2 protein-coding genes and 1 pseudogene are annotated in these 1,846 nt (G+C 36.6%); all 3 read right to left on the reverse strand.

The window, feature by feature from the left end:
* A pseudogene (locus JX312_RS12995) lies at positions 1-509 on the reverse strand (hypothetical protein); the annotation flags it as partial.
* 2 nt (positions 510-511) lie between these two features.
* On the reverse strand, positions 512-712 hold the full coding sequence (locus JX312_RS13000) for a helix-turn-helix domain-containing protein (RefSeq protein WP_123404863.1): 201 nt from the start codon (positions 710-712) through the stop codon (positions 512-514).
* A 78-nt stretch (positions 713-790) separates the two neighbouring features.
* Entirely contained in the window at positions 791-1,774 is a 984-nt protein-coding gene (locus JX312_RS13005; RefSeq protein ID WP_255563929.1) for a DNA cytosine methyltransferase, read from the reverse strand.
* Positions 1,775-1,846: the final 72 nt, after the last annotated feature.

Here is a 1,846-nt window from a genome sequence, read left to right on the forward strand (position 1 = left end):
TTTACACGACTGTTTTTCTTATCCTGAGATAAGTTGATTCCTGCAAAAACATCTTTTTTTTGCTCATCCGTAAGTTCTAAAACTCCTGATTTTTCTCCGCTTAACTTATTAAGCAACTCAAATTTCCAACCCAATTTCATTGTATGTGCTCCTGTTCTACCTCTTTTCTCAAAATAGACCAAACAATCATCTTCAAACCTATCTTGTATAGAACGTAAACAACGCAGAATAATATCTGAAGCATCTTTGCCCAAAATCTCATATGCCCTATCTACAGACATCTTATTCTCTAAAAAATCTGCATTTTTTTGCTTGACTGATATTTTTAATTCTCTAACTTCTCCATCTGAAGCTATTCCTTTTATGTAAACATCTGTTTTACATTCACCCTGAGAAGGACGAGGCTTTCCACAAAGTGAAACTTTGTATTCTTTCCCTTCAAAATAAAAGGTTGTTCCTACTGGAAACAGTTTTTCCACATTATGTTCTGAATTAATAAAATTAGTCATAATTACAGCAAGTCCTTTAGTGAAACATTTAATGCTTTTGCGATTTTCTCCGCAACTTTTAGAGACACGTTCCTTCTGCCTTTTTCAATATCCGGCAAATAAGTTCTATCAATATCAGCCATATTGGCTAATGTCTCTTGTGAAAATTTTAGTGATAGTCTTTTCTCCATCACGTTCTTTCCAAAAATTTCATTTATATCCATAATGATGCAAAAATATGGATATGTAGACAATCACGCAACGGACTATTGTCGACAAAAGATTCACAAAAGATTGTTTTCTTACTGAATAATTTCTTTAATATCGGAAATATACGGAATGGCTATATTATGGCTCTTTCCTTTAATCTGCACCCTTGAAAGATCCATTCCTGCAAGATTAATGTTTTGGGAACTTTCCAATCTAAACACAAAATACTCTTTACCTAAAGGCGTAAAACCTAATTTGATCAAGTCTGATGCCGACATTAGTTCAGGATATTCCGGAATGATACGAAATAAAAACCTGTTGTTATGGTTATGCAATAGCAAATAAACCGGATAGACCATTCCCTTCGGTATTTGCAAAGCACCACGGCGTAATCCGGCACGTACATAATAAAGCTTATTTTTCAAAGTCAGACACAATTGGTCATCATCTTTATAATAAGCGACCAGCACATTTACTGGTTTTTCATCTCTTATCGGGTTAGCATTCAATGATTCCTTTATCGCCAAAGCTAAAAACTTTGCCAAACGTGGAGGGACAGCATTGCCAACCATTTTATAACCGTCTTGCACTTTGTCATAGAAAAAAAGAAATCTATCCGGGAAAGTCTGGATTCTTGCACATTCTCTAATACTAAGCCTGCGATATAAGTGTTCAGATCCTTGTAAAAATACACGTTGACTTTGCGACACATATTTCATTTTAGGAGCTTGGGGATGCAATGGGCAGTTCTTTGCTTGCGCCTGAATCGTGAATGAAGTTTCATCCCATGAACGCACCCGGTTACGTGCCATGAATTTAGCATCCCATAATCCTGCAAATATATCATGGTTATGCCATTCTCCATATTCCTGAATTACCTTTTCATTTACGTATTGCCTGGGACTTTCCGTGATGTCTCCTATTGCCCTTCTTAGTGTGACATATGGTTTTCCCAATGGTTTCGGAAAGCAGAAGGTACAGTTCAGTTCTTTCAAAAAACCGACAATGAACACACGGTGACGGTCTTGGGGAATCCCGTAATCCGCCGCATTCAATAAAGAATAACTTACGACCACTAGTGTCTCTTAAAAAGTGTTAATCAAATTCGAGGTCAAGAGTTGGATGGCAATTTGCTATTTGTGCTGGCT

Origin of the sequence: Barnesiella sp. CU968, assembly GCF_905219685.1 — a bacterium.
GTDB classification, from domain to species: domain Bacteria; phylum Bacteroidota; class Bacteroidia; order Bacteroidales; family Muribaculaceae; genus Lepagella; species Lepagella muris_A.

Coding starts and splice junctions, on each gene's coding strand:
- JX312_RS13000 (WP_123404863.1), bottom strand. CDS start 712: ATGGATATAAATGAAATTTTTGGAAAGAACGTGATGGAGAAAAGACTA.